This is a genomic window from Enterobacter cloacae complex sp. 302F9 (genome assembly GCF_050030335.1).
Lineage (GTDB): Bacteria > Pseudomonadota > Gammaproteobacteria > Enterobacterales > Enterobacteriaceae > Enterobacter > Enterobacter hormaechei_C.
The window spans coordinates 3,513,493-3,536,553 of the sequence record NZ_JBLGUC010000001.1; the positions used below are offsets into that span (position 1 = coordinate 3,513,493).

Here is a 23,061-nt window from a genome sequence, read left to right on the forward strand (position 1 = left end):
ACTTAATATGAAATTAGCCTTGCAGCAGAGACAGAACCTGCTGAGGAACCTGGTTAGCTTTGGACAGCACGGAGTTACCAGCCTGCTGAATGATCTGCGCTTTGGACATATTCGACACTTCAGTCGCATAGTCGGCATCCTGAATACGGGACTGCGCTTCAGACAGGTTAGTGGTGGTGTTATTAAGGTTAGTTACTGCTGAGTTTAACTGATTCTGAACAGCACCTAAAGATGAACGGAACTTATCTACCATAGCGATTGCATCATCAAGCGCAGCCAATGGTTTGGCATTATCTGCAACGGTTTTGACTGTATTGGTTGGATCAGAAAGGTCCTTACCTCTCAGCTCAGACGCCTTATAAGTTTTACCGTCAGAGGTAACCAGTTCAGTTTTACCATCGGATCCACCAAGAGTGATAGCTGCGCCAGTTACAGTTGCACCTGAAGCATCGGTGTAGTTAATAGTTTTAGCATCTGCAACAGCTGCTGGATTGGTACCATCATAGTCTGTCGCATAGATTTCACCTTTTGCGTTTTGCAGACCGTAACCAGCGCTAGTTACGTTCCCTTTTGCATCTGTGGAGGAAAGTTTTACTAATTTCAGATCCGTGGTATCAACACCTGCGGTAGCAAGAGTCGCTTTTGCAGCAGTAACATCAGCAGCAGGGCCAGGGGTTGTAACAGTAGTCGCTGTCTGAACTTTTGCCGTACCGTCATTGGCCCCGAGATCTTTTGAGCCAACAGGTGTAGGTGTTTTAGCGCCCAGCGAAGCGGTACCATCTGGATTGACATTAATCTTATAGCTAGTGTTTTCGCTCGTAGTGTCAGAGTCAGTTACACTTGCATAGTAAGATCCATCAGTCTCATCAAGGAAAATATTGCCAAGAGTTGCACCAGTATCTAATGAAGTAAGAGCTACGGTACTGATAGCAGTAGCACTGTCAGCATAAGTTTTAGTAGAGGTTGCAGCGCCGGTGACAGCCGTTGTGGAAATTGTAGCTTTTGATGAAACATCAAAACCAGTCAACCCTAATGTTGCCGAGTCGATTTTCTTCAAATCAATGGTGATAGTTTGGCCATCATTCGCACCAACTTGGATATTCATTTTGCCATCTTTAGCCAGCACATTAACGCCGTTAAACTGTGTCTGGTTAGATACGCGGTCAATTTCTGACAGACGGGATTTGATTTCGTCTTGAATTGAAGACAGATCAGAAGCAGAGTTCGTGCCGGTAGATGCCTGTACAGTCAATTCTCGTACACGCTGCAAATTGTTGTTAATTTCTGACAGCGCGCCTTCTGTAGTCTGTGCTACAGAAATACCATCGTTAGCATTACGAGCAGCCTGAGTCAGACCTTTGATGTTAGAGGTGAAGCGGTTAGCAATAGCTTGGCCCGCTGCATCATCTTTTGCGCTGTTAATGCGTAGACCAGATGACAAACGCTCGATAGAAGAAGAAAGAGCTGACTGGTTCTTGTTGATGTTGTTCTGAGTGATCAGCGAGAGGCTGTTGGTATTGATGACTTGTGCCATGATAGTAATTCCTATTTGACTGAACTTAAATTAAGTTTACGGCTTCCACCATTTGGCTCCTGCGCCGCTATGTTCACTATCGGCAAAGTATTCTGGACCTTTAGAAGAAAAAGTGAAAACCGTCCCCATCTGCTTTCAGGCCCCAAGCGAAACAGAACTGTATGCTTGTGATAAGTTCGTCTTAACGCCCTTCAACCCACCATAATAAAGCCATATAATTCAATAAGTTGTGCATCGTAAATAAACTATCTCGTTTGACAAACTGGCTCCCTCTTATAAACCTCTAATCTCGGTAATGGTGCCAACTTACTGATTTAGTGTATGATGGTGTTTTTGAGGTGCTCCAGTGGCTTCTGTTTCTATCAGCTGTCCCTCCTGTTCAGCTACTGAAGGCGTGGTGCGTAACGGTAAAAGTACTGCCGGACATCAGCGCTATCTCTGCTCTCACTGCCGTAAAACATGGCAGCTACAGTTCACTTACACCGCTTCTCAACCCGGTACGCATCAGAAAATCATTGATATGGCCATGAATGGCGTCGGATGTCGCGCCAGTGCACGCATTATGGGCGTTGGCCTCAACACGATTTTACGTCACTTAAAAAACTCAGACCGCAGTCGGTAACCTCACGCATACAACCGGGCAGTGACGTCATTGTTTGCGCGGAAATGGACGAACAGTGGGGTTATGTCGGCGCTAAATCACGCCAGCGCTGGTTGTTTTACGCGTATGACAGGATACGGAGGACGGTTGTGGCGCACGTATTCGGTGAACGCACGTTGTCCACGCTGGAGCGTCTTCTGGGCCTGCTGTCGGCCTTTGAGGTCGTGGTATGGATGACGGATGGCTGGCCGCTTTATGAATCACGCCTGAAGGGAGAACTGCACGTTATCAGCAAGCGATATACGCAGCGCATTGAGCGGCATAACCTGAATCTGAGGCAACATCTGGCAAGGCTGGGCAGGAAGTCACTGTCGTTCTCAAAATCGGTGGAGCTGCATGACAAAGTCATCGGGCATTATCTGAACATAAAACACTATCAGTAAGTTGGAGTCATTACCCTAATCTCTTCATTTCTCAGCACTCAACAAGCGAGCATAACCCGATGCTCCGATGGTAAGACCTATCCAAGGCGCAAATGCTTAGCTATCTCATCGGATGGCACCTTGTTTTATCTGTCTTTTTTAGTAGGTGTATGTAAGATGGTTTTACATTACAGTCATTCTCTGTCTAATACATGATCAGGAGATTTGTTCAGTGAATGTTTCTGCCCGTTTTGTTATACTATTAAATCTTGCATGCGCTGCTTTATTATTTACTCTACTCAATGCCAGGTTTGATTTATTCTGATCAGGATCTCATTTTACTTACTCGAAATCCCTCCTAAGATTCATGCATGTACATATCTTACATCCAATCGAGTAGTAAATCGAAAATCATCAGGGAGAATAATGACTTGATAAAGGACGTGATCATTGACCATCGTCCTAACTTTCCATAAACAGGTGGGTATTTAGTGTATGAACCCTCGTCCAACTAGTTCCTTCCGATTACCCTTAAAGCACTTTTCATGGTGATGTTTTTCCTTGTTACATATTTGGATGCTTGTTTTAAGGCATTATTCATTGCTATTACAGTCACAGGCCTAGCTAACCCTTTAACTCGATTTGATCTACTCTGGAAAACATAAATATCAGAAGGATTGCAATCCTTTCTGTACGCAATTAACTTAGAAAGCAATAAATTTAATCTAATTGTTCGTGGCTCAAATTTTGGAGTTCCAGCCAAGTGCAGCATGTCATCTTCGATATCGGAATATCTAATAGTAATCACCCTGCTGCCTTCAGCACGGAGAGAAAACAATGTTAACCATAAGTCTGCCCATGTTGATGAGATTTTAGACAATTCAAAGTGAATAGCCCTAAACTCTTCAGGTGTAATAGAATCTGTTTTTGCCATGAATACCCCCAATGCTCAACCCAACCGCTTACCAAAATTTCAACAACTTTATTACATTATTTCAATACTTTATTACGAAAATTGGATTAAATGTTCAATATTTTTTTCCTCTACCCCTACCGCGCCGGAAATTTTTTATACAAGGTGCACACCGCAACGTCGTAAATAATCGCCACCTGCTTTCTGTCCATTCCGTTTGCGATCAGCCTGCCAGCCTGCGCCCATTGCTCAGGGGTTAACTTCGGCCTTCTGCCGCCTATGCGCCCTTTCTCCCGGGCTGCCGCCAGTCCTGCCCGGGTGCGTTCCACGATTAACTCCCTCTCCATCTCGGCCAGGGCTGACATGAAGTGGAATATGAAACGCCCCATTGGGCTGGAAGTGTCGATGCTGTCCGTAAGGCTTTTGAAGTGGATGCCGCGCTGCCGGAGTTCGTCGACCAGCATAAATCCGTAATTCGCACTATCTCCTCCTGAGGCCGCATTAGAACCGTTCCGATGGCGAACAGAAATATAGCTCCGCCATACATTATCATCAGTTATTCGGGCAGAACCTATTGTGGAAGGGTTGGTTGAAATATCATTAAACCAGCCAGTAGAAGATAAGGTTCCATCGATGTTGACACCAATTGCGGCCCCCCTGTTGCTACCCGTAGCTGGTTTGCATCGAAGGTGGCAAGCTGCCACATCTGCGCGAGGACTTCATCGGCACCGCCAAGCGTGCGCGCAATGGAGGCTTTCTGCTGTTGTGCAATAGCCTGGGCAACTGAAGTTTTCTGAAGGAGTTGATAACCAATTTGTTCAGCGGATTTTTTGCTGTAACCCGCCCTGATAGCTGCTTGTGTGGCGTTACCATCCTTTAGGTATTCCGCAACAAATAAGCGTTGCTGAGCAGTAAGTCCATCATCATCCATCAGCTCATTTGCGCTTTGTTCTTTCTGCGCAATGCGCACTTTTTTCTGCGCAGATTTTTGCGCAGTTTGCGCAGAAGTTTTTTTGATATATCGACGGGCGGTAGCGTAGTTCAGTCCCTGCGCTTCACACCATTCCTTTGGTGATACGCCGGTTGCGGCATGTTCGGACAGGAACCGTTGCTGAAGTGACCTGCTCCCCGTTGATTAGTACACCCCGATGTTAGTAATGTCTTCATAAGCCACATGAGGACATCCCCATGAAGAAGCGTTTTTCCGACGAACAGATCATCAGTATTCTCCGCGAAGCCGAAGCTGGGGTACCCGCCCGTGAACTCTGCCGCAAGCATGCCATTTCCGATGCCACGTTTTACATCTGGCGTAAGAAGTATGGCGGTATGGAGGTGCCTGAAGTTAAGCGCCTGAAGTCGCTTGAGGAAGAGAACGCCAGACTCAAGAAGCTGCTTGCCGAAGCCATGCTGGATAAAGAGGCGCTTCAGGTGGCTCTTGGGCGAAAGTACTGACGACAGACCAGAAGCGGGAAGCCGTGATGTTGATGTGTGATGCGACCGGTCTGTCGCAACGTCGTGCCTGCAGGCTTACAGGTTTATCCCTGTCGACCTGCCGCTATGAGGCTCACCGTCCGGCTGCTGATGCGCATTTATCAGGGCGCATCACTGAGCTGGCACTGGAGCGCAGGCGTTTTGGCTACCGTCGTATTTGGCAGTTGCTGCGCCGTGAAGGGCTTCATGTTAATCATAAGCGCGTGTACCGGCTTTATCACCTCAGTGGCCTGGGCGTAAAACGCAGAAGACGTCGTAAAGGGCTGGCAACAGAACGTCTGCCGCTGCTCCGTCCGGCGGCGCCCAATCTGACCTGGTCGATGGATTTCGTCATGGACGCACTTTCCACCGGTCGCAGGATCAAGTGTCTTACCTGCGTCGATGATTTCACAAAGGAATGCCTGACGGTCACTGTTGCCTTTGGGATTTCAGGCGTTCAGGTCACGCGTATTCTGGACAGCATTGCACTGTTTCGAGGCTATCCGGCGACGATAAGAACTGACCAGGGGCCGGAGTTCACTTGCCGTGCACTGGATCAATGGGCCTTTGAGCATGGTGTTGAGTTGCGCTTAATCCAGCCGGGCAAGCCAACGCAGAACGGATTTATTGAGAGCTTTAACGGACGATTTCGCGATGAATGTTTGAATGAGCACTGGTTCAGCGATATCGTTCATGCCAGGAAAATTATTAATGACTGGCGGCAGGATTATAACGAATGCCGCCCGCACTCCACGCTGAATTATCAGACACCGTCTGAATTTGCAGCGGGCTGGAGAAAGGGTCATTCTGAGAATGAAGATTCCGACGTTACTAACTGAGTGTTGTATCTAATCGTGGGGGCAGGTCAGAAGCTCTCCCCAGTCCGGTTTTGCCATTATTCACTCCAATAAAAAAAGCCACCAGCGAGTGCCAGTGGCTTGAATGTGGTAATCAGAAATGGGTTCGAACCGTTGGGACAAACAATATTAAGCGCTCACCCGCTGGATTAAAGTAGCATCACGCTTCGTCTGGCCGATATGAACTCCTGTATCACTCTACTGACGTATAGAACCAAGCATGACCCATCCTACTGCTACGCGCCAGTCTCGCTGCTTTCAACCAATCAGAGCATCATAAGCCTCGATAATTTCTTTCCTGCTCACGTATCTGTCGGCTGCCACCAATATGGCTCCACTTTCGCCTTTCAGAAAAGTTGAAAAAAAAATCACCACATCCAAACACCTCACCTCATTATTAGCATACAGATAAAGAATCTTGCTCCGATAACTTCGAATTTTCAGCAACTTAGCAGGATCATCATCAGCAAAAATCAATAACTGTGCCATAAAATCTCCTTCTACACATAATTCCTTACAAGAGAAGATTGTTAGTCCCATGAACATTCAATCACATTGACGAATCTTTTGCCTGTGATATACGTTACCTTTAATAGCCCAAAAGTCTTTTTTAACTCATACACCTGAATTCAATTCTGAAAGAAGTGAAAATGGCAGCAAACAAATCACCAGGAGTTTAAGTTTATTTAATTAGTTATAGTGCAGAATGCTTAACCCTGTATATAGAGTTCGCTTCTTCGCACTTTTCTTTCAAGTATATGAACCGGGTGGATACTTCACTGTTTGAGCAGTTCGTCACAATGCAGTAACCCTCTACCCACGCCTTTTCATCCTTTTCGGCAAACAAACTTTCGAAAATGGCAACCCAAGTGCTGTTAGGCATGCGTTCCAGTTCAAAATACTTCATTGTCCCTCCCTCACGAAGGGTTCTGTACTCATCCAATCCTAAGATTTTCATACTGCATCTCACGGTCTTTTTAATGTTATGATTTCTAGCATCATATCCAGGCTTTTCCTACCCCAAAATCCATGGGACTCTGCATTTTATCATCATTAGCAACCAGCAGATGAGCTTTGTAATAGATGAAGAATGCGCATAAGAAAGCCATAGCTATTCATGTGACATGCCTGTCCTCAGTATTGGATTTAGGTTACCTTCTGGATAAAAACTTACCCATCAACATTAAAAATACAACGATTCCAACAGGCACTCCAACAATAGGTGTAGCGAACGCGCTTACTCCCACGGCGGCAACCATACCTCCCAAAGTACTAAACATGATGGGTATGATTAACATAATGATAGCCTGGGGTATTCCTGCCTTCCAGAGGAGTAACACCATAATGACAACAAAGAACACCATGAGAAAAGGCATTGTTTGCCCCCTTAATTAAACACACTCTCTATATAACGACCATTTGGAAAATTTATTTAGTTATCTTTCAATTAAGGCCTACTTGCAGTTCGCCTGCCACGCTTTGTTATGCGCCAGGATGTCGCGCTTCGTCTGCCTGTCCAGTACATCCCAGTCGTGCGCTGTGCAGTAGATGGGTTTAACCCAGTCGCAAGACGTATCGGCTACCTCAACCCTTACGGGTCCAGTTGTCCCGCAGCTCGCGATCAACATCGTCGTCAGACATATGGTTAACAGTCTGCTGTACATTGCTGGCCTCTTTCGTTGCTTCTACCCGGCGTTCGGCTGCTGCGACCGTTGCCGCTGCGTTATCTTCGGTGCGCTGCTGGTCGGCTTTCACTTCAGCTTTGCTGGTGCCGCGAATATGGCCCAGGCCAAAAGCGCCGGCGATAGCGGAAATAACCAATGCGACCAGCCCAATTATCGTTTCGATCCCCACATTCACCTCACACCAGAACGAATTTCGCCAGGTTAAATAGTGCGCGGCGTTTATCCAACCCGTTTCTGCCCCCATTGATAAGAAGCGTCACGCGTTCCACGTCGCCGGAATGAAGAAGGCAACCGCGGGAGGCATAGAACCATGCAGCAGAGCGCGCGGCGTATTCATCCTGTTCAAGCAGCTCCGGATGGGTAACAAGGTCCAGTTTCAACGCGTGACCACAACTGCGATAGTTACTCAGGCCGGTAACCTGTTTCAGCCCGCGACCGCGGTATTTCCATCCATCACCGGCAGCCTGATTGCCCAGGTGTTCTTTTCCCCACTCACCGCCGTAAACCAGATTAGCGATCGCTTTCTGATTAGCCGAGTGCTCTGCCGTTCTGCCTAGTGCGGCGGCCTGCTGTGGAGTGATGCGGCGGCTGCCGAACGTCGGCACTAAGTTTTCTGCCGCATAATTAAGATTTTCCACCACACGGGTAAATCTGGAGCTTTCATGCCCCATCTGGGCAATAAACATGGCCTGGTCAAGCGGTGCGGTGATGCCGTATTCCTTCATGGCGGCGTCGATATGCGGAAACCAGCGCGCAGCTAATCCGGCGCTGATACCAGCCGCCTTCTGAAATTGTGATTGGTTCATTAGTGCCTCAGATGATCAACCAGACGTGCAACGTTGCCTTTGACGGCCACCAGCACGGAAAGGAATATGATATTGGCCGCAATGGTGGCCCATGATGAATGCGGGTAGATCCCACACAGGTACGCCAGCGGTACAGCGCTGTAAGTGACGGTAATCAGCCAGGCTAAACGCGAAATCCATGGCCGATGCCGCGAATCACCACGGCGGTAAAACATCAGAGTAATTACAACTCCGGCGCAGAGCAGCGCGTTGATAGTTGCTGTTGGGTCATTTAGTACCACCTGAACCTCCCCGGCGCGTTATCAGCGCCACCAGCGAGCCGATGTCCTGCTTGTTCAGGAACGTAAGGATTTGAACGGCTAATGCAGAAGCTATTACGGCACCAATAGCATCCAGAGGCTTCTCGGTGTACCCCGTCCAGGATGTGAGTTTTGACCCCAACAACCCCGAACAAAGAATGCCGACGATATACGACACGAAGAAGTAGGCCAGGCGACGTAACACACTCAGGTCAGCTGCTGTCGCTATGTAGAATACTGCGCCTGCAAATGCTCCAAAAACAACACCGTAATCAGTTCCGGTCAATAGACCGTAAACACTTGCTCCAGTCAAAGCTAAACCGGCCAGCCCTGTGCCGGAAAATGGATCGGACATAGGTCTCCCCTCATATAGCTGTGTATCCTCTCAGTAATGAGGGGAATAAAAAAAGCCCGCACGGGAGCGGGCAACGAATGCAGATATTTATTTTTTTCAATTTCAGAACGAAGATTATCGGCAGTCTTGGGAAATACTTTAGACAATAAAAACCCGGCGCGGTGGCCGCGTTGATGATCACTTGTTTACTTTTTCCAATGCAGATTCGTAAGCGTCTTTCTCATCAAATAGAGTCGTTACCGCTAAAACCTTACCAATCTGCTGCTTGAGCGCCTTGACGCCAACCTCAGATAGGAACTGGTGGATCTTGTCTCCGGGTTTTCCGAATTCATCTTTGCTACTTTTAGCAAGGTCAAGAATCTTACCTTCGCTTTTGGCCAAGGGCTTGTAAATTTGCTCAATAGTCAATTTTTTGAATAAGAATGGACGCCCTCGTCCTGGCTTGTTTAATTGATAAATTTTGTACCAAGCCTCATAAAGTTCGTTGGGAAACTCTTTCTCATACTGCCTAGCTTCTTCCCTAACAAATGCTTTGAAGAGATCAATTACTTGCTGTACTTCAGGTTTGAATCCAGCTACAGCGTAAGCAACGTTAGTAATACCAACCTTTGCCGCCGAGTTAACTAAGTCTTGAGCTTGCATAGCTGCATTTAGTCTAGATGCTGGAAGATCGCCACTATCTTTAGCTGCCGTAAGGGCTTTGCAAATATCAATTACTACTGAAATATCATATCCATGTCCGCCAGTAAAAGAACCGAGTACTGCGCCATCGTTCTCCCATTGAAAAATATAAGGATTTTCCATTTTCTCAAGCAAAACTGCGTCTACGTAATCTTGCATATATTGAGCGTTAAGAACTCGGTCGATATCTTTTACTCGCTCCCCTAGACCAATGAGTTTTGCCAGCCCGGTTTTAGTTACCACAGCCGTTTTAGATTCATTGTCTAAAACATAACACTCAGTATCAATGCCAAACTCTTCCATAAAGCTTCCCTTGTGGGTTGCTTTCAACGGCTTGTCTTTCCATCTTGCTGCCGCTGCTTTTTTGGCAATGTCAGAACGCTGCTCTTTAGTAAGAGACTTCGCCCTAGCAATCCCGCCCTTAGCTTTACCCTTTGGATCTTTCTTATCGTCTGACATATGCAAGCATTTTTCACTATTTTATGCTTGCATAGTCAAGAGCATATAAAAGGCCGCTGGATGGTAGCCTTCAGTAAACTAATGTTGTTGTGCTTAATTGTACGCCATCGAGGATTCGAACCCCGAACCACGGAGATAGAAGCTCCGTGCTCTTTCCAGTTGAGCTAATGGCGGAAAAAAAAGACCAGCATTGGGTTGCTGGTCATGGGTCATGCAGTTGTCTCTGCGAAGCGGGTGTATCCCCCACCCAGTGTTATCAGTATCGAGAGCATTATCAAATGCCATAAAAACTATAGCACTGATGAAAAAATACACTCTGTCAAAGGCCATCAGAAATGACCTTTTGCTCATAACGGGAAGCCAGCTCTCCCGAATGCTTAGTGTCACGCCTAAGCAGGGCATGAAAGCAGGCTTTCCGTTGTGTTTAAAACGAAAAAACCCCGCGGTATTAACCGCAGGGCTTTAAGGATTTCTTGCTGGTCGGAACGAATGAACGGATTCCCAGCGTTAGAGTTGATGCTAGCCGAAAATTCCGCAGACCTCAACACCTTTTTTCTCTGACAATTGAGCTTTATAGAAAATCAGCCTACATCGTAACTGACTTTAAGGCGCTGTCTGCATAACCTTCTTGCCTGTGGCATTCTTCCACCAGCAATTCAAACAGCGGTTGCAGCTGACCGTAAGCGGTGGTTTTTTTTACATCCCATACGGTGCGGACGCCCTCCAGCACATTGGAAAATTTTAGCCGGGCGTAACCTCTCCCCGTGCAACGGTCACACACCTTCATGACCGGCACGCCCTGTTCCTCTGTCTTTTTCTTATCCAGCACCCTCCCTTTCCCGTGGCAGCGACACGCATTGCTGATAACGCCTTTGCCGTTACACGCTTTGCACAGAACGCGCGCGCTCTCCCGAACTGATTTCCACTCCTCCCAGTATGAGGGGTAAACACCCTTTGTAACTTTTGCCCATTTTGGCGGCTTGCCGTCAGGGTATTGGATTTTGTTGGTGAATACCTCGACTTCGGTAAAACCGCTACCATCGCAGCAGTCACATCTGCGAACGCTTGCCGCACTACGGGCGTAATCCTGGTATGCAAAAGCACACATAATTTCGAGAACGCGCTGCCGGACTTTTTCATCGAGTTCTGTAACTGATTTAAAGCGTCGGCATAGGTCCAACGATGCTCCATAAAGCGCCTCCATTGCCCGGTCAGGGCTGCTGATACCAATTTTTGCAAGGTATAAATCGAATCCAAACCCACACTTGGCGTTAACCATTCCAAGCGCGGTCATAACATCAGTTCCGGTAAGATTGTCGGTGGCAGTCGCCCTCGAGGAGTCACTGAACATCGGTGATTTTGGCGCGAAATATTTAGCTATTGATTCGAGGTTCATTATGCGGCTCCTGCTGAATGATAGATTCGAACAAAATTACGAAGGATGCGGTAGTCCACCAGCACTGATCCCCGGTACTCGCTGTTTAATTGATTTGGTCATATCCAGCCCTCAGTGAATGAAAAATGAGATTACAGCATGAAAATATTATTTTCAATCATGTATGAAAAAAATCTTTGCAATGCACTATGAAAGGCTACCTTGTAGAATGAATGCCATGAAAAAAGCACCTCATGAAGCGTTCGCCTACCGACTTCAGCTCATCAAAGATGAATTCGGCTGGAACATGTCTGATATAGCCAGGAGAGCCATGGTTACTCCCCAGGCAGTTCAGCAATGGGCTAAAGGTGAGTCAGCGCCTCGAGGTGTAAGGTTGAAACGCCTTGCAGCTGCCACAGGTAAACCAGAGCACTGGTTTTTTATGCCGCCTGATGCAGGTGATGATGACCTGAGCATGCATAAACCTCCACGGCAACTGGATGAAAAAGAAATCGCTTTGCTCTCATTATTCAACCAGATGCCTGAAGCTGAAAAGCTTCGCCTCATCGTTCACGCAAAAGCTACTCTTAAAGAGTTAGATCTCCTCAAGGATGACGTTACCAACATCATCCAAAGCTTTCAGAAGTAAAAATCACATCTTTTTTTTCATTGCATCCAATAGTTTGGATGCATTGACACACCCTTAATTGAAAATTTATATTTCATTCCGCTTGCTAGATGTAAATAATATTTGTATTGTTATCTCCATCGATAACAAGCGCATCGTTGTCAGGTAATAAACGTTCCGCTGGCCGGCGACAAGGCAAAGAGGATGAGATGATTGATTTTGCACGCAAACCAGCACAGCAGCAGGCCGTTCGCCTCAACTGGATTACAGTCAGAATCCGCCAGCTTTGTTACTTACTGGCTCAAAAGGGTACTCCGTAATGAACACTTTATTTGCACTGGTTCTGACTGTTATCTCCCTCAACGGTGAATCGCAGGATGTAGTAATCGATGTATATGACAACCAGCAACAGTGCCAGGCAGCTGCTATCGAGCAAAACGTGAATGGTGAGTGCTGGCCTGTAGAGGGAATTATTCGTAACGGCGAGATCCCGGCAAGCCTGTAAGGAGCGGAAATGAAGAAAGAATGCGGATACTGCCGCAAGCCTTTTGAAGCGGGGAAAGAAGTTAAACGCACCTTGCTTTATTTTTGTGGCAATAATCTTGCCCGTAAAGAAAAAGAGTATTGCTCAAAACAGTGTGCTGAAAAAGACCAGATGGCACACGAAGCGTAATTAGCAGCCCTGTAATTTGAAAAAAATTCGCCATTTATTTGGCGTGGATTCTTACACCCTGAATAAACCAAAAGGAACATTCTATGGAAATCGTAAAAGTCGAATTAAATCTGAAAGCAATTAACAAAAGCATCGCTTTATTCAACTGCGACAAGAAAGTATCTGGCCTGATTCATACCACTGAAAACGGCGAAACCACCATCGTACTTGATGGGGGTTATGTTCTTGACTCGTTCGACTGTCCGCACTGCGCTATCGAGGCTATCAGCCTGCTGGCCGTGAAAATTAAAGATGGTGAAAAGAGCGGGCACGGCAGCTATCGCCAGCACAAGCGCAACTTCATGGAGCGTGCATTCATCACTGTCCATTAAAAAGCCCACCGAAGTGGGCCTGCCTGTCCGGTCTCACCGACCAAAGCGAACCGGACATCCCCAGGTAAATACGAGGTGTCTTTCAGGCACCTCCAGTCTACACGATAAGAGGATTATGTGTCATGACTAACACGAACCCTGTATTTCTTGTTCGAAGAGCAAAAAAACAATCTGGTCAGCCTGATGCAGTTTTATGGTGCAGCGAGGACTTTGAAACCGCTAATGCCACCCTGGATTATTTACTGCTTAAGTCCGGTCGCAAATTTAAAGACTATTACAAAGCGGTCGCAACTAATTTCCCTGTTGTAAACGAACTTCCACCGGAAGGCGAAATCAGTTTTACCTTCTGTGATTATTATCAGCTCGATAAAGGCAAAATGAACTGGGAGCAGATCCCTGGGGTTTCTCTGCCCGAGCATCCTGCAACACAAAAAGCGGAAATGGCCGAAGCCACGGTCGTTAATGGCGTTGACACGTCTACTGGTGAAATCGTCGACGAACAGGCTTTTAACGAGGCTGATGCAGTTCCTCCGACCAATTCTGATCTGAAGATTGACGAAGGCGACGACGAAAACACGCGCTACCCGATCGTGCAAATGTCGTTCCGCAAGCAGCTGTTGTCGCAGCTTACGTCGGATGAACTTCGCTATCACCTCACGCAGGCGGAGTATCAGGAAATAAGCACGCTGGAAATGGACACTGATAACGGATACGTCCAGAACCTGCTGCTGGCAGCCGCAAGCGTAGAAAAGATCCAGACTCTGGATATGCCATTTCTGTGGAAATACACCAGAGCCGTCAGAGACGTTTTTGATATGGAGAAACGTCACGAACTCTCTCTGATTTTGAAGTTTACGCAAGTATGGGCAGAAACATCACACCTCGATCGTGGAATTTTGACAAAAGAATGGGCCAAAGGTAACCGCATCAGCGCCGTGCAGCGTACTGACTCCGGTACTAATGCCGACGGGGGCTATAAAACGGACCGCGGCGAAGGGGCGCACCATACGCTTGATTCTCTTGATCTTGAAATTGCCTGCGCCCTGCTACCCATGGATTTCAACCCACACGAAATACCAGGCAGCGTGCTGCGCCGCGCGAAGGAGATCGTCGCTAAAAAAGAGGAACCGTGGAAATCGTGGAGCAACATCCTGCGTAATCAACCGGGGGTGCTGGCAGTGAACCGCACAGCAATCTTCAATCTCGTGCGTATCGCTCCTGAGAACATCCACAAGACCCCTGCTACTCATCTGGAATTTGTTAATCGAACAATGACCACAAATTTCAACTCCACGACCGAGTTAATGCCGCTGCCTTCTGCCGCCCCAGTTATTTCACGTGAAGACGTGGACAAGCAGCTGGCAGCCGAACGTGGAGAATTTGTCGAGGGTATTAGCGACCCAACAGATCCGAAATGGGAAATAACCCACCGTATGACCACCACTACTCACGAAGAGAATTTACAACGGATTCGTGAAGAAGGTGCGCGCCGCGCTGAGGAAATGAAAGAGCAGCCGGAAATCACAAGTATGGGCAACGGCATGTTTTCCATTGAAGGCCTGCTCAACCAGAGCGCCTCAAATGAAGCAGAAAAAACGGAAGTGGAGACCACCAGCAATGTGCAGGTTCAAGAGAATAACAGTAATGAAGAACTGACTTGTGATGCGCTGTCACCGGGCAAAGTCGTATTGCAGCCAGGTGAAAGCAGTGCTGACACTGGTGAGGAACCAGCTACCGTAGAGCCGTCTGCCGCTGAGATTCTGGCCACCAGCGCGCCGAGTCTCGCCAGCCAGGACAGGGATGATGCAACCCAAATTCCTGATTCAGTAGACCAGAACGAACCAGAATCGGCACAAAACGAACCAGAAGTGCATCAGGAAGAACCAGCTGTTGAATATCCTGCTTATTTCGAGCCAGGCCGCTATGAAGGTCTTCCGAACGAGGTTTATCACGCCGCTAACGGCATCAGCTCTACCCAGGTAAAAGATGCGCGCGTGTCGCTGATGTACTTCAATGCGCGCCACGTTGAAAAAACCATCGTCAAAGAGCGCTCCGCAGTTCTGGACATGGGCAACTTAGTGCATGCGCTGGCGTTGCAGCCTGAACAGCTGGATGCAGAGTTCAGCATTGAACCGGTTAACCCATGGGTCTATGTGATCAAGTTTAAGCGTATCGAAGGAGATGGCCATGCGACTGATTAACCGAGGTAACCAGCAATCCCCGTTAGCGCGTCAGGCATGCGACATCGCGCTGGCAGCCCACCAGCAAAGATACGGCGACTATGGGCGCAGCAAGATGAAAGAGACGTATACGGTGAAGGTTGAAGGCGTGAAGGTCTGGGTGGAGGTGGTGAACCGCAAGGCGAGCTATGTGGCCACGGCAATGACAGGCATGCGCCGCTTGCGTGCCCTTCCCGGCCAGGCGTCCTGATAAAGAATTATCAAACGGCCCCGGTTGGGGCCCTTGGAGAACGAAGATGAGCAAAGCAACGAATAAATTTGAGCTGATGAGCACTAAAGACATCTGCGGGCAGCTGTGTATTTCCTCACGTACGCTCGAACGCTACAGGAAAAGAGCCCCAAACGAGAACCCTTTCCCTGAGCCAGATTGCGCTTACATGGGTGGACCCAATAAATGGCTCAGAACCAAAGTCACCGCCTGGCAGATTAAAGAGATGTCACGATCAACCCGTAAGCCGATGTCTCACCTGAACCTAACCCGTGATGATAAAGGCCGTCTCACCCGACCTGACGCGGCGTGAACTCCAGAATGTCGGGCTCGACGATGCTCATAAGTCGGGCCCACCACTTACCATATGCCACTCTCATTTCCTCAACATAGGTGTGCTTGTCGTACACTGACCACACACCAGGCAGTTTGTGGCCAAGCATTATTTCGGCGATATGCGGCTCGGTTAGCTCTGAGAAATTCGTTCGCGCAGTCCTGCGCAGATCATGAATAGTAAAGTGTGGGACCTGCTCGTTATAGGCCTTGAGCATGAACTTAACCAGGTTACTGCTGATGCTCATATGGAAGCCTTCACTCATCGGCTTGTCTTCATATTTTGAAAAAACAAAGCGTCCTGGCGCCAGCTCAATGGCCCGTTTTATCAGCGGGAGCATTTCCGGGATGATAGGTCGAATTATCGGTTTCTTTGTCTTCCGCCCTGTCTTGTGGTTTTCCCATGGAACAGTCCAGATCCCTTCTTCAAAATCAAAGTGTGCGACTTCAGCCTGCCGGAGTTCGCCAACCCTGCACGCCCATATCAGAGACAATTTATAGAGGATCTTGTTTCGCTCAATGAGGCGGGAATCCTCAATGGCTCGCCAGACAATCGCCAGTTCTTTACGGTCCAGGGTTCGCTCACCCATTTGTTTCTGGATGCCGAAATCACGCCCAGACATTTCTGACAGCGGGTTAACTTCCAGCAGTTGCCGTTTCACTGCCCAGGAATAACACTGTCGGCCGTTGCTGATCACGCGCCGGGTGATCTCGCTGTAACCCTGGGCCAATCTGTCCAGGACAGTGAGCCAGTTGTGTAGCGTGAGCTGATGCGCAGGGTATTTCCCGAGCTTGGGGAAAACGTGCAGTTCAAACGAGCGGAGGACCTGCCCGGCTGATTCTTTCTGAATGCAGACCATTGAGTGCCATTCACGGAACAGCTCTTCGAAGGTGTACTGGCTGTTAATCTTGGCTTTATCGAGGCTTTGCCTGATCCGAGGGTTTTCGCCACGGGCAAGAATAGCTGCCCACTTTGCGACTTCATCGCGCGCGGCTTTTAATCCGAACTCCGGATAGCTGCCGATCGTCATCTTGTCCTGTTTGCCCAGGAAGCGGAATCGGTAGAAAAAAGTAACGGCCCCCTTTTTGGAGATGCGTACCCACAGACCATCACGGTCTGCCTTTTCTTCAACTTTGTCTCGTTCGCGCCCAAGGCACGACTTTAGATAACTATCTGAAATAGCCATGATTTGTCCCTGCGTGTGTCCATCAGAACGGGAGGTTATGTGTCCATCATAGAATATGGACGCACTGGTGGACACAAAAACCATGACTTATGATGTCGTAGGTTGACTGTACATGCAAACAGTATAATTTTTGGAAAGGCTGATTTGATGGGGATCTTGAGGCGTTTTTGTCGGAGGTTTGCGGAGGCTGGCGGGGTATCAATTATCGATGTGAGCAATGATCGAAAAGTTACGTATGTTCTTCATATAGTTAAATAATTATGCCTTACGAATTCCTGGAGGCCGCTGTTCTTAGCCTGACGTTTTTCAGTGCGAAAACGCAGCATTCTACACTACATCCTCGTCAGCTGGAAATGCACTTAGAGCCAGGTATAGCGCGAAGAGACGGCGTTTTCTTTATTGCGATGTAAATAATAATAAAGCCCGGCAGATTACCGGGCCTCAGAAGAGAGCGTCTCAACACGAAGTTGGTCGGGTGCCAGTGCAACGCTGAGGATAACGGGCTGCCACGCTTCCCGGGCGGCAAGCCTTGGGGAAACGCCTTTAGCAAGCCAGAACCCGCCCACGCCGCCCAAAGCGGCCCCGCACATGGCGGCCAAATCTGTGCCGAACAGCATCTGGAAAACCCCGCCCATCACGAACAGACCTGCCAGCGGAGAAAGGTAAACCAGCATGGCGGAAGTGAGCAGGCTACCTTCAGCGATGCCCAGCTCCACTTTTTGCCCTGCCACCAGCGGCTGATCGCTCGGCACAGCAATAGTGTGCGACGTTTGCGGCCCCAGCTTATTCAACACGCGGCTGCCGCAACCGGCTCGCGAAGCGCAGCTGCTGCATGATGCTTTAACGTCACAGCTGACAAGCGCTACGCCATCCTGCCAGGATACGACCGTGGCCCACTCTTTAATCATTGCGCAGCCCTGAATTTAATGCTGTCTGAAATACGTTTTGCCGTTGGCGGCGGTAATTCACCGACAATGGTAATTTCCGCATTATCGCGCACCGTCGTGCTGACCGTCCGGCGACCGGTACGGAGCATCTGTTCGGAACTGTTCGCCGTAGCGCGATTGATATTCACCGAGAAGCTAAACAGCCCATCGGAATAGAGTCGCGACTCAACCGGTGTTTCGATGGTTGGGAGCTGGCGACGGCTGCTGGAAACTTCGCTGAACCCTTGCGGGATCCAGGATGGTACCCAGTTAAAATTGACAGAATCGCCGGCAGGCACGGAAAGCAAAGGAGGCAGGCTGGCTTTGGCCAGATTCTGCATGCTGTTGCCAACCTGACTGTTCACATCGAAGGAGATCACGCGGAACTGCTCCAGCGTCTCACCGTCGCGATCGAGCAGATCAACGCGCATCGGCAGCTTCGTCTCTGCGTCAATCCAGACGATATAGCTGTAACGTGTCCCATCCCGCGCGACAACGCGGATCACTTCGCACAGCCTGTCGGCAATACGCGTTCGCCCCACCGAGATAAAATCATAGTAGGGGGCGAGACGTTTAAAATCGGTGTAAATGAGCGACGGCAGGGAGTCAACGATGTAGTCACCATTGAGCGTAAACGGCTCAAGGCCAGGCTCGAAATAGCTGATTTCGTTCCCACGCTGGACCACTTCCCGACGCGGGCCATCCATCTGTAAAAGCTGGGCGAGCGGCTGGTTATCAAGGCGGGCGTGGCGATAGCGTAACGATTCGACACCCTGCTTATTGATGCTGATAAATGCCAACTCGTAATTGAGTGACTGGCTGGCCAGATTCATTTGCTGCAACAACGCCCCGGATGAAACATCAGCCGAGGCGTTAGCAGAGAAGAACAGGCTACCCGCCATCAAAGACATGGCGAACCAAAGTTGCTTCATTACTGCGATTGCGTTCCTAAAGTTTGGTTTCCTGGCACCTGCACAGCAGCCTGCTGGGTTTGGGCCTGCTCAAACTGAAGCTGCTCGGAGTGCAGACGGCGCTGCAACTCGTAATCCTGCAACATCGCATTAATGCGACGGCGCTGCTCCTGTACCTGCTGTTGCTGTCCGCCGCTTGCGGAGGCATCTGCCGGTACGCCCAGGCTAACCGGGCTGGCTTTACCCATCATCGGCAGCGTATTGAACACTGGCGCTTCAGGCTGCTGATTGGCTTCAGACTGAGTATTATAGTGCTGGACCCCAACGATAACTGCAAGCGATACGCACGCAGCGACCCCCATTTGGGTGAGCTGGCTGGCCCATGGACGCACCTTGTGCCAGAACGGCATTTTCTGCCATTGGTGAGGTGCAGGCTGCGCTTCAGGAATCAGCGGCGTGGTCTGATGAACAGGTTCGTTCTCAATGGCCGCCATAACGCGTGCTGAGATATCGAAATGGAGAACCTCGCTGGTATCACCGCGCAGAGAGTCGCGGATAAGATGATAGCTCTCCCAGGTCTGTTGCATTTCGGGAGAATGAGACAACTCATCGAGCAGCTCATTATCCAGCGTTTCACCATCCATTAAAGCGGAAAGTTTTTCTTTCTGCATGCCTAATACCTTTTCCAGTATCCCGCTATCGTCAACGCCTGATAAGCGGTTGAACTTTATTATCAATGGCTTCTCGCGCACGGAAAATTCGTGAACGAACCGTGCCGACCGGACAATCCATGATGGCGGCTATCTCTTCATAGCTTAGGCCATCCAGCTCCCGTAACGTAATTGCCATGCGTAAATCTTCCGGGAGCGACTCGATCGTGCGAAAAACGATTTGTCTCAGTTCTTCTGACAACATTAAGTTCTCAGGGTTCGAAATTTCTTTCAGCGCGCCGCCACTTTCGAAGTTTTCTGCGTCGATAGCGTCAACGTCACTTGAAGGCGGACGACGGCCCTGAGCAACCAAATAATTCTTAGCCGTATTGACTGCAATACGATACAGCCAGGTATAAAAAGCACTATCCCCCCGGAATGAATCCAGCGCGCGATAGGCCTTAATAAAAGACTCTTGCACCACATCAGGAACATCGCCTGACGGTACATAGCGGGAAACCAGACTCGCTACCTTATGCTGGTAGCGCACCACCAGTAGGTTAAAAGCTTTCTGATCTCCCTTCTGGACCCGTTCAACCAGGACCTGGTCCGTTAACTGCTCGCTCATCCGAGGTAATGTCTCCCCAAACCAAATTCCACGCGTTATCGAAACGCCACTCTAACAACATTGCACTTTGAGCAAGCACCGAATTAGAGTGTCTGTTCTTCAATAAGTTCCGTAACGCCTTTGTTTTTGTTCATCGCGCCGCAGACCGTTCATTTTCTCTCATTATAAGTCTGTTCACGATACGCACCCGCTTTCTGACAAGAATCATCAACTTTATCGTCAGAAGAGTAACGCAACACAGGCTTTATTTCACCACAAAATCTGAAGCTAACGATCTGCTTCGCAAAATATTTCCGGCCATTTAGCGCAAATTTAACTTCTGGCCTTCCGTTTAGTCATTGCAACACACAACAAAAAAAACGTGCGATATCTCGCATCACAATGCTATTCTCCCCACACCATGTTTAGTAAATTAAACAAACATCATGAACACGACGCCTGAACTTCATTGTGATGTACTGATCATCGGCAGCGGTGCTGCCGGCCTATCCCTCGCACTGCGCCTGGCGGAACATCAGAACGTAATCGTGCTGAGTAAAGGGCCGATGAGCGAAGGTTCCACCTTCTATGCACAAGGCGGTATTGCCGCCGTGTTTGATGAAACGGATAGTATAGCCTCGCACGTAGAAGACACCCTGATTGCCGGCGCCGGGATCGTGGATGAGCATGCGGCAGAGTTTGTCGCCAGCAATGCCCGCCACTGCGTGCAATGGCTTATCGATCAGGGCGTGCTGTTTGATACGCATGTTCAGCCTAATGGTGAAGAGAGCTATCACCTGACCCGTGAAGGCGGGCACAGCCACCGCCGTATTCTGCACGCTGCTGATGCAACCGGAAAAGCGGTTGAAACCACGCTGGTCAGCAAAGCCCTCAGCCATCCTAATATTCGGGTGCTGGAGCGCAGCAATGCCGTCGACCTGATTATTTCCGATAAGATTGGCCTGCCCGGCACGCGCCGTGTTGTCGGCGCATGGGTGTGGAATCGGAATAAAGAGAAGGTGGAAACCTGCCAGGCAAAAGCCGTTGTGCTGGCGACTGGCGGCGCCTCCAAGGTTTACCAGTACACGACAAACCCGGATATCGCCTCCGGAGACGGTATCGCCATGGCCTGGCGCGCAGGCTGCCGCGTGGCGAATATGGAGTTTAATCAGTTCCATCCTACCGCCCTTTTCCACCCGCAGGCACGTAACTTCCTGTTAACTGAAGCGTTGCGCGGCGAAGGCGCGTATCTGAAGCGTCCGGACGGTTCCCGGTTTATGCCGGACTTCGACCCCCGAGGTGAACTTGCCCCGCGGGATATCGTGGCCCGCGCCATTGACCACGAGATGAAGCGGCTTGGCGTCGACTGTATGTATCTGGACATTAGCCATAAACCGGAAGACTTTATTCGCCAGCACTTCCCGATGATTTATGAAAAGCTGCTGAGTCTGGGTATTGATTTAACCCGCGATCCGGTGCCGATTGTACCTGCCGCACACTATACCTGTGGCGGGGTGATGGTTGACGATCATGGTCGTACCGACGTGGATGGTTTGTATGCGATCGGCGAGGTCAGCTACACCGGCCTGCATGGTGCGAATCGCATGGCCTCAAACTCGCTGCTGGAGTGTCTGGTGTACGGGTGGTCGGCTGCGGAAGATATTACCAAACGCATGCCCTATGCACGTCCGACAACACACTTGCCGGCATGGGATGAAAGTCGGGTAGAAAACCCGGACGAACTGGTGGTTATCCAGCATAACTGGCACGAGCTGCGGCTTTTCATGTGGGATTATGTCGGGATTGTACGCACAACGAAGCGTCTGGAACGCGCGTTACGCCGCATCATGATGTTGCAGCAGGAAATTGATGAATATTACGCCAACTTCCGCGTTTCTAATAATCTGCTGGAGCTGCGCAACCTTGTGCAGGTTGCCGAGCTGATTGTGCGCTGTGCGATGATGCGCAAAGAGAGCCGTGGCCTGCATTATACGCTGGACTATCCCGAACCGCTTGAAATGTCCGGCCCGTCGGTGTTGACGCCGCAGGTTCACATAAACAGATAAAAGGCCTGGGACAGGGCAGTGTAATCTTCGGAATAACGCTGGTCTGGCCCACGAATGACCATCCTGTCGATAAAGCATTCCCCCTCTTTCGGCGAGAGCGCCAGCAGCACGCGGTGCGGTAAGCGTCCTTCCGTATCCGAAATATCGGTACGAAGACGCAGATTCCAGCCGATCCCCCGTGCGATCTCAATGAAGGTATTACCCGTGCTTTCAGGCAAGACCACGCAGAAAAATCCCTCTTCCGAGATGAGCTCCGCCGCACTGGTCAGTAGCGCCTTGTGATCGAGCGAGCCGGTGTAACGTGCCTGCTCGCGTTCCGGCGTTCCACATTCCACGCCTGGCGTGAAATAGGGCGGATTGCTGACAATCAAATCGTAACGCGCGGTTTGCTCCGGCGCCCAGGTCAGGACATCGGCGCATTCTACCCTGATGCGATCTGCCCACGGAGAGTCGGCAGCGTTTTCACTTGCCTGCCGAGCCGCCTGAGGATCAAGCTCAACGGCGTCGATCGTGACGTGTTCTTCCGTTCGCTGCGCGAGCATCAGCGCCTGAAGTCCGCTGCCCGTACCAATATCCAGAATGCGTTTTACACCTGCGACAGGCGCCCATGCACCCAGTAAAATACCGTCTGTGCCGACTTTCATCGCACAACGATCGTGCGCCACAAAAAACTGTTTAAACGTAAAACCATCGCGGCGCAACTGCGCTTTGAGTTGAGACATGTCAGGGCAACCTTCTGAGTGAAACTGGAGTAGCATAGGGGAAAGCGAAGTGGTCGAAAAGCGATATCCATACAAACAGATG

Annotated in this window: 24 protein-coding genes, 1 tRNA gene and 5 pseudogenes; 11 read left to right on the plus strand and 19 right to left on the minus strand. The window is 49.5% G+C overall.

What is annotated here, in order from left to right; translation table 11 throughout:
• Nucleotides 1-13: 13 nt before the first annotated feature.
• On the minus strand, nucleotides 14-1,534 hold the full coding sequence (locus ACQG0T_RS16945; RefSeq protein WP_271040391.1) for a flagellin: 1,521 nt from the start codon (nucleotides 1,532-1,534) through the stop codon (nucleotides 14-16).
• A 346-nt stretch (nucleotides 1,535-1,880) separates the two neighbouring features.
• On the opposite strand from ACQG0T_RS16945, the gene ACQG0T_RS16950 reads away from it, so the two are divergent.
• Nucleotides 1,881-2,578, plus strand: a protein-coding gene (locus ACQG0T_RS16950; protein WP_223433957.1) for an IS1 family transposase whose coding sequence is annotated in 2 segments (ribosomal slippage) — nucleotides 1,881-2,130 and nucleotides 2,130-2,578 — 699 coding nt in all. Because the reading frame shifts where the segments join, the coding sequence is not laid out codon by codon here.
• A gap of 490 nt (nucleotides 2,579-3,068) precedes the next feature.
• Here the strand turns inward: ACQG0T_RS16950 and ACQG0T_RS16955 are convergent.
• From ACQG0T_RS16955 to ACQG0T_RS16965, 3 genes and pseudogenes are all read right to left on the minus strand, one after another.
• Nucleotides 3,069-3,491: a hypothetical protein gene (locus ACQG0T_RS16955; protein ID WP_006811569.1), complete on the minus strand. Its 423-nt coding sequence runs from the start codon at nucleotides 3,489-3,491 to the stop codon at nucleotides 3,069-3,071.
• A gap of 116 nt (nucleotides 3,492-3,607) precedes the next feature.
• A pseudogene (locus tag ACQG0T_RS16960) lies at nucleotides 3,608-3,934 on the minus strand (recombinase family protein); the annotation flags it as partial.
• A 206-nt stretch (nucleotides 3,935-4,140) separates the two neighbouring features.
• A pseudogene (locus ACQG0T_RS16965) lies at nucleotides 4,141-4,572 on the minus strand (terminase small subunit); the annotation flags it as partial.
• 86 nt (nucleotides 4,573-4,658) lie between these two features.
• On the opposite strand from ACQG0T_RS16965, the gene ACQG0T_RS16970 reads away from it, so the two are divergent.
• A protein-coding gene (locus ACQG0T_RS16970) for an IS3-like element ISSen4 family transposase (RefSeq protein ID WP_096147877.1) occupies nucleotides 4,659-5,779 on the plus strand; the annotation gives its coding sequence in 2 pieces (ribosomal slippage) (nucleotides 4,659-4,917 and nucleotides 4,917-5,779; 1,122 coding nt in all).
• A 276-nt stretch (nucleotides 5,780-6,055) separates the two neighbouring features.
• On the opposite strand, the gene ACQG0T_RS16975 is transcribed toward ACQG0T_RS16970, so the two are convergent.
• From ACQG0T_RS16975 to ACQG0T_RS17015, 9 genes and pseudogenes are all read right to left on the minus strand, one after another.
• The gene (locus ACQG0T_RS16975) at nucleotides 6,056-6,286 is read right to left on the minus strand and encodes a hypothetical protein (RefSeq protein ID WP_126340212.1); all 231 of its coding nucleotides are present in this window, start codon (nucleotides 6,284-6,286) and stop codon (nucleotides 6,056-6,058) included.
• Nucleotides 6,287-7,381: 1,095 nt separating this feature from the next.
• Nucleotides 7,382-7,651, minus strand: coding sequence for a hypothetical protein (locus ACQG0T_RS16980; protein WP_032637826.1), 270 nt, complete (start codon nucleotides 7,649-7,651; stop codon nucleotides 7,382-7,384).
• Between the two features lie 7 nt (nucleotides 7,652-7,658).
• Nucleotides 7,659-8,288: a glycoside hydrolase family 19 protein gene (locus ACQG0T_RS16985; RefSeq protein ID WP_271040392.1), complete on the minus strand. Its 630-nt coding sequence runs from the start codon at nucleotides 8,286-8,288 to the stop codon at nucleotides 7,659-7,661.
• A complete protein-coding gene (locus tag ACQG0T_RS16990) occupies nucleotides 8,288-8,569 on the minus strand; it encodes a phage holin family protein (RefSeq protein WP_022651286.1) in 282 nt (93 codons plus the stop codon). Before ACQG0T_RS16990 ends, ACQG0T_RS16985 begins: the two co-directional genes overlap by 1 nt.
• A complete protein-coding gene (locus ACQG0T_RS16995; protein ID WP_015570936.1) occupies nucleotides 8,556-8,942 on the minus strand; it encodes a phage holin family protein in 387 nt (128 codons plus the stop codon). The genes ACQG0T_RS16990 and ACQG0T_RS16995 overlap by 14 nt, the downstream gene beginning before the upstream one ends.
• Before the next feature lie 177 nt (nucleotides 8,943-9,119).
• Entirely contained in the window at nucleotides 9,120-10,082 is a 963-nt protein-coding gene (locus tag ACQG0T_RS17000; RefSeq protein WP_015570937.1) for a P63C domain-containing protein, read from the minus strand.
• 100 nt (nucleotides 10,083-10,182) lie between these two features.
• Nucleotides 10,183-10,256, minus strand: a tRNA-Arg gene (locus ACQG0T_RS17005).
• Between the two features lie 412 nt (nucleotides 10,257-10,668).
• A complete protein-coding gene (locus ACQG0T_RS17010; RefSeq protein WP_126340210.1) occupies nucleotides 10,669-11,478 on the minus strand; it encodes an antitermination protein in 810 nt (269 codons plus the stop codon).
• Nucleotides 11,478-11,552, minus strand: a pseudogene (locus ACQG0T_RS17015) (YlcG family protein); the annotation flags it as partial. The pseudogene ACQG0T_RS17015 and the gene ACQG0T_RS17010, both read right to left, overlap by 1 nt.
• Nucleotides 11,553-11,695: 143 nt before the next feature.
• Between ACQG0T_RS17015 and ACQG0T_RS17020 the strand changes: the two are divergent.
• From ACQG0T_RS17020 to xis, 8 genes and pseudogenes are all read left to right on the plus strand, one after another.
• On the plus strand, nucleotides 11,696-12,106 hold the full coding sequence (locus ACQG0T_RS17020; RefSeq protein ID WP_271040394.1) for a helix-turn-helix domain-containing protein: 411 nt from the start codon (nucleotides 11,696-11,698) through the stop codon (nucleotides 12,104-12,106).
• A 58-nt stretch (nucleotides 12,107-12,164) separates the two neighbouring features.
• Nucleotides 12,165-12,405: pseudogene (locus tag ACQG0T_RS17025) on the plus strand (hypothetical protein).
• The gene (locus tag ACQG0T_RS17030; RefSeq protein WP_022651662.1) at nucleotides 12,405-12,590 is read left to right on the plus strand and encodes a YebW family protein; all 186 of its coding nucleotides are present in this window, start codon (nucleotides 12,405-12,407) and stop codon (nucleotides 12,588-12,590) included. The pseudogene ACQG0T_RS17025 and the gene ACQG0T_RS17030 overlap by 1 nt, the downstream one beginning before the upstream one ends.
• A gap of 9 nt (nucleotides 12,591-12,599) precedes the next feature.
• On the plus strand, nucleotides 12,600-12,758 hold the full coding sequence (locus ACQG0T_RS17035) for a YdaE family protein (protein ID WP_032654607.1): 159 nt from the start codon (nucleotides 12,600-12,602) through the stop codon (nucleotides 12,756-12,758).
• Between the two features lie 83 nt (nucleotides 12,759-12,841).
• Nucleotides 12,842-13,129, plus strand: coding sequence for a hypothetical protein (locus ACQG0T_RS17040; RefSeq protein ID WP_032659821.1), 288 nt, complete (start codon nucleotides 12,842-12,844; stop codon nucleotides 13,127-13,129).
• Nucleotides 13,130-13,251: 122 nt separating this feature from the next.
• Nucleotides 13,252-15,273: pseudogene (locus ACQG0T_RS17045) on the plus strand (RecE family exodeoxyribonuclease); the annotation flags it as partial.
• A gap of 43 nt (nucleotides 15,274-15,316) precedes the next feature.
• Complete coding sequence (locus tag ACQG0T_RS17050; protein WP_017692869.1) at nucleotides 15,317-15,559, plus strand: DUF4060 family protein; 243 nt, start codon at nucleotides 15,317-15,319, stop codon at nucleotides 15,557-15,559.
• 76 nt (nucleotides 15,560-15,635) lie between these two features.
• Nucleotides 15,636-15,890 (plus strand): excisionase Xis, encoded by a 255-nt coding sequence (gene xis / locus ACQG0T_RS17055; RefSeq protein WP_229692509.1) that lies wholly within the window; start codon nucleotides 15,636-15,638, stop codon nucleotides 15,888-15,890.
• Here xis and ACQG0T_RS17060 read toward each other — a convergent pair.
• The 5 genes from ACQG0T_RS17060 to rpoE all read right to left on the minus strand — a co-directional run bounded on the left by ACQG0T_RS17060 (nucleotide 15,868) and on the right by rpoE (nucleotide 20,212).
• Nucleotides 15,868-17,097, minus strand: coding sequence for a tyrosine-type recombinase/integrase (locus ACQG0T_RS17060; RefSeq protein ID WP_006811608.1), 1,230 nt, complete (start codon nucleotides 17,095-17,097; stop codon nucleotides 15,868-15,870). The two genes, xis and ACQG0T_RS17060, sit on opposite strands and share 23 nt — an antisense overlap.
• A 431-nt stretch (nucleotides 17,098-17,528) precedes the next feature.
• Nucleotides 17,529-18,005, minus strand: a complete 477-nt coding sequence (gene rseC / locus ACQG0T_RS17065; protein WP_006811609.1) for a SoxR-reducing system protein RseC — start codon at nucleotides 18,003-18,005, stop codon at nucleotides 17,529-17,531.
• Nucleotides 18,002-18,955 carry a sigma-E factor regulatory protein RseB gene (gene rseB, locus ACQG0T_RS17070; RefSeq protein WP_003860717.1) on the minus strand — a complete coding sequence of 318 codons (954 nt, stop codon included), beginning with the start codon at nucleotides 18,953-18,955 and terminating at the stop codon, nucleotides 18,002-18,004. The genes rseC and rseB overlap by 4 nt, the downstream gene beginning before the upstream one ends.
• On the minus strand, nucleotides 18,955-19,605 hold the full coding sequence (gene rseA / locus ACQG0T_RS17075) for an anti-sigma-E factor RseA (protein ID WP_015572138.1): 651 nt from the start codon (nucleotides 19,603-19,605) through the stop codon (nucleotides 18,955-18,957). Before rseA ends, rseB begins: the two co-directional genes overlap by 1 nt.
• Nucleotides 19,606-19,636: 31 nt before the next feature.
• The gene (gene rpoE / locus ACQG0T_RS17080; RefSeq protein WP_006176728.1) at nucleotides 19,637-20,212 is read right to left on the minus strand and encodes an RNA polymerase sigma factor RpoE; all 576 of its coding nucleotides are present in this window, start codon (nucleotides 20,210-20,212) and stop codon (nucleotides 19,637-19,639) included.
• 425 nt (nucleotides 20,213-20,637) lie between these two features.
• On the opposite strand from rpoE, the gene nadB reads away from it, so the two are divergent.
• Entirely contained in the window at nucleotides 20,638-22,257 is a 1,620-nt protein-coding gene (nadB, locus tag ACQG0T_RS17085; protein ID WP_017692868.1) for an L-aspartate oxidase, read from the plus strand.
• Here nadB and trmN read toward each other — a convergent pair.
• Entirely contained in the window at nucleotides 22,242-22,979 is a 738-nt protein-coding gene (trmN, locus tag ACQG0T_RS17090) for a tRNA(1)(Val) (adenine(37)-N(6))-methyltransferase TrmN (RefSeq protein WP_252051252.1), read from the minus strand. The genes nadB and trmN overlap by 16 nt on opposite strands.
• Nucleotides 22,980-23,061: the final 82 nt, after the last annotated feature.

Bases quoted from the DNA above. Each gene is read 5' to 3' on its own strand.
- rseA (WP_015572138.1), bottom strand. From the start codon at position 19,605: ATGCAGAAAGAAAAACTTTCCGCTTTAATGGATGGTGAAACGCTGGAT.
- ACQG0T_RS16955 (WP_006811569.1), bottom strand. From the start codon at position 3,491: ATGGCAAAAACAGATTCTATTACACCTGAAGAGTTTAGGGCTATTCAC.
- xis (WP_229692509.1), top strand. From the start codon at position 15,636: ATGAGCACTAAAGACATCTGCGGGCAGCTGTGTATTTCCTCACGTACG.
- ACQG0T_RS16975 (WP_126340212.1), bottom strand. From the start codon at position 6,286: ATGGCACAGTTATTGATTTTTGCTGATGATGATCCTGCTAAGTTGCTG.
- ACQG0T_RS17030 (WP_022651662.1), top strand. From the start codon at position 12,405: ATGAACACTTTATTTGCACTGGTTCTGACTGTTATCTCCCTCAACGGT.
- nadB (WP_017692868.1), top strand. From the start codon at position 20,638: ATGAACACGACGCCTGAACTTCATTGTGATGTACTGATCATCGGCAGC.
- trmN (WP_252051252.1), bottom strand. From the start codon at position 22,979: ATGTCTCAACTCAAAGCGCAGTTGCGCCGCGATGGTTTTACGTTTAAA.
- ACQG0T_RS17050 (WP_017692869.1), top strand. From the start codon at position 15,317: ATGCGACTGATTAACCGAGGTAACCAGCAATCCCCGTTAGCGCGTCAG.
- ACQG0T_RS17040 (WP_032659821.1), top strand. From the start codon at position 12,842: ATGGAAATCGTAAAAGTCGAATTAAATCTGAAAGCAATTAACAAAAGC.
- rpoE (WP_006176728.1), bottom strand. From the start codon at position 20,212: ATGAGCGAGCAGTTAACGGACCAGGTCCTGGTTGAACGGGTCCAGAAG.
- ACQG0T_RS17020 (WP_271040394.1), top strand. From the start codon at position 11,696: ATGAAAAAAGCACCTCATGAAGCGTTCGCCTACCGACTTCAGCTCATC.
- ACQG0T_RS17060 (WP_006811608.1), bottom strand. From the start codon at position 17,097: ATGGCTATTTCAGATAGTTATCTAAAGTCGTGCCTTGGGCGCGAACGA.
- rseC (WP_006811609.1), bottom strand. From the start codon at position 18,005: ATGATTAAAGAGTGGGCCACGGTCGTATCCTGGCAGGATGGCGTAGCG.
- ACQG0T_RS17000 (WP_015570937.1), bottom strand. From the start codon at position 10,082: ATGTCAGACGATAAGAAAGATCCAAAGGGTAAAGCTAAGGGCGGGATT.
- ACQG0T_RS16945 (WP_271040391.1), bottom strand. From the start codon at position 1,534: ATGGCACAAGTCATCAATACCAACAGCCTCTCGCTGATCACTCAGAAC.
- ACQG0T_RS17010 (WP_126340210.1), bottom strand. From the start codon at position 11,478: ATGAACCTCGAATCAATAGCTAAATATTTCGCGCCAAAATCACCGATG.
- ACQG0T_RS16995 (WP_015570936.1), bottom strand. From the start codon at position 8,942: ATGTCCGATCCATTTTCCGGCACAGGGCTGGCCGGTTTAGCTTTGACT.
- rseB (WP_003860717.1), bottom strand. From the start codon at position 18,955: ATGAAGCAACTTTGGTTCGCCATGTCTTTGATGGCGGGTAGCCTGTTC.
- ACQG0T_RS17035 (WP_032654607.1), top strand. From the start codon at position 12,600: ATGAAGAAAGAATGCGGATACTGCCGCAAGCCTTTTGAAGCGGGGAAA.
- ACQG0T_RS16985 (WP_271040392.1), bottom strand. From the start codon at position 8,288: ATGAACCAATCACAATTTCAGAAGGCGGCTGGTATCAGCGCCGGATTA.